Source organism: Ideonella sp. P3_A4 (assembly GCF_056403075.1).
This window is the reverse complement of record NZ_JBFUGE010000978.1, coordinates 1-1604: the sequence shown is the minus strand read 5'-3', so window position 1 is coordinate 1604 and position 1604 is coordinate 1. Positions and strand designations below refer to the sequence as shown.

Genomic DNA, 1604 nt, shown 5'->3' with positions numbered 1-1604 from the left:
TCGTGGTGCCGTGTCGGTAGTCGACCGTGACCGTGTAGGCCGTCGACATCGACTCGGTGTTGCGCGCCACCATGAGGGGAAGATTCAACGCGTCGAGCCGCTCACCAGGCAAGCCTGCGCAGATGACGCCGCTGCTGTGTCGAACCATGAACGCGAGTCGCTCCGGGGTCGCATGCTCTGCGGCCAGTATCAAGTCGCCCTCGTTCTCCCGGTCTTCGTCATCGACGACGACGACCATTCGGCCCTGCGCAAGCGCAGCCAGGGCGTCTTCGATGCGGTTGGACTTCATTGGGTTCTTCCCACGGTGGCTGGCTTCAGGCTTGCCGAGAGCTTGCGCTGGCGGTTCAGGCCGCGATGGCGGCGATGTCTTCCAGCGCATGCGCGATGGCGGCTTCCTTGGCCTCCGGCCCGAATGCCATGCCTTCGGCACGCACGACTTTCACGTCGGTCACGCCCAGGAAGGCCAGCAAGCCGATGAGGTAGGTCTCCTGGTGCTCGAGCGCTGCTGCGGGGCTCCCTGCCGAGTACACGCCGCCGCGCGCCGACGCGATGAAGGCCTTCTTGCCCTTGAGCAGTCCTTCGGGCCCGGTGGCGGTGTAGCGGAAGGTCTTGCCGGCCACGGCAACGCGGTCAATCCAGGCCTTGAGCGGCGTCGGAATCGACAGGTTGTACATGGGCGCGCCGATGACCAGGACGTCCGCTGCGAAGAGCTCGTCCATGTAGGCGTTGCCCTTGACCAGGTCGTCGTTGAGGGTCGCATCGTCGCTGGTGGCGCCCATGCGCGCGGCCATGTGAGCGCCGGTGAGGTGCAGGGCCGGGTCGGCCGCGAGGTCGCGGTAGGTGACCTCGATGTCCGGGTGCAGCGCGCGCTGGCGGGCGACGATTTCGGAGGTCAGTTGACGGCTGACGGATGCCGCGCCGAGGGCGCTGGAGTCGAGATGAAGAACTTGCATGATGAACCTCGAGAGTTGTGGTGAGTTGAACGGGCGACGGACTGCTTGCTTACTGCTTGACGGCTTCGACCTGGACGGCGAGCTTCACGGCGTCGGGAATGCCGAGGTTGATGCCCCAGCCCATGCCCCACTGGCTGCGTTGAATCGTGGTCTCGAAATCGCCACCGCAGACCTCGCGCTTGAGCATCGGGTTGACGTAGCAGTTGAAGTTGGTGGCCTTGAGCACGACCGGCACGGTCTTGCCCAGCAGGGTGAGCTGGCCCGCCACTTCGTTGACCTTGTCTCCGCTAAAGCTGAAGGTGTTGGCAACGAACTTCGCTGTCGGGTAGGCGGCGGTGTTGAAGAAGTTGTCGCCTTGCAGGTGCTTGTCGAACGCGGACGTGCCGGTGTCGATCGAGCCAGTCTCGAGGGTCAGCTCGACCTTGCCGGTTTTGGCGGCCTTGTCGAACTGCACGGTGCCTTCCTTCTTGTCGAACCGACCGCGATTCGTGGAGGTTCCGAAGTGGGTGACCTCGAAGGTCACGAAGGTGTGCGTGGGGTCAATGCTGTACGTGGCGACCTCCGCGTGAGCGGTGACTACGAGAGCGGTCGCGGCCAGGGCGGCGGCGATGAGGGTCTTGCGCATGGGGAAACGTCCTTGAAGATGAGTTG

3 protein-coding genes are annotated in these 1604 nt (G+C 64.4%); all 3 read right to left on the bottom strand.

Going from position 1 to position 1604, the window contains the following annotated elements; genetic code table 11:
- On the bottom strand, positions 1 to 289 hold a 289-nt coding region (locus AC1DYI_RS35050), incomplete at its 3' end, for a 3,4-dihydroxy-2-butanone-4-phosphate synthase (RefSeq protein WP_477208707.1).
- A 55-nt stretch (positions 290 to 344) separates the two neighbouring features.
- Entirely contained in the window at positions 345 to 953 is a 609-nt protein-coding gene (locus AC1DYI_RS35045; protein WP_477208706.1) for an FMN-dependent NADH-azoreductase, read from the bottom strand.
- Between the two features lie 49 nt (positions 954 to 1002).
- Positions 1003 to 1578 carry a YceI family protein gene (locus tag AC1DYI_RS35040; protein ID WP_477208705.1) on the bottom strand — a complete coding sequence of 192 codons (576 nt, stop codon included), beginning with the start codon at positions 1576 to 1578 and terminating at the stop codon, positions 1003 to 1005.
- Positions 1579 to 1604 lie beyond the last annotated feature (26 nt).

Coding starts and splice junctions, on each gene's coding strand:
- AC1DYI_RS35045 (WP_477208706.1), bottom strand. CDS start 953: ATGCAAGTTCTTCATCTCGACTCCAGCGCCCTCGGCGCGGCATCCGTC.
- AC1DYI_RS35040 (WP_477208705.1), bottom strand. CDS start 1,578: ATGCGCAAGACCCTCATCGCCGCCGCCCTGGCCGCGACCGCTCTCGTA.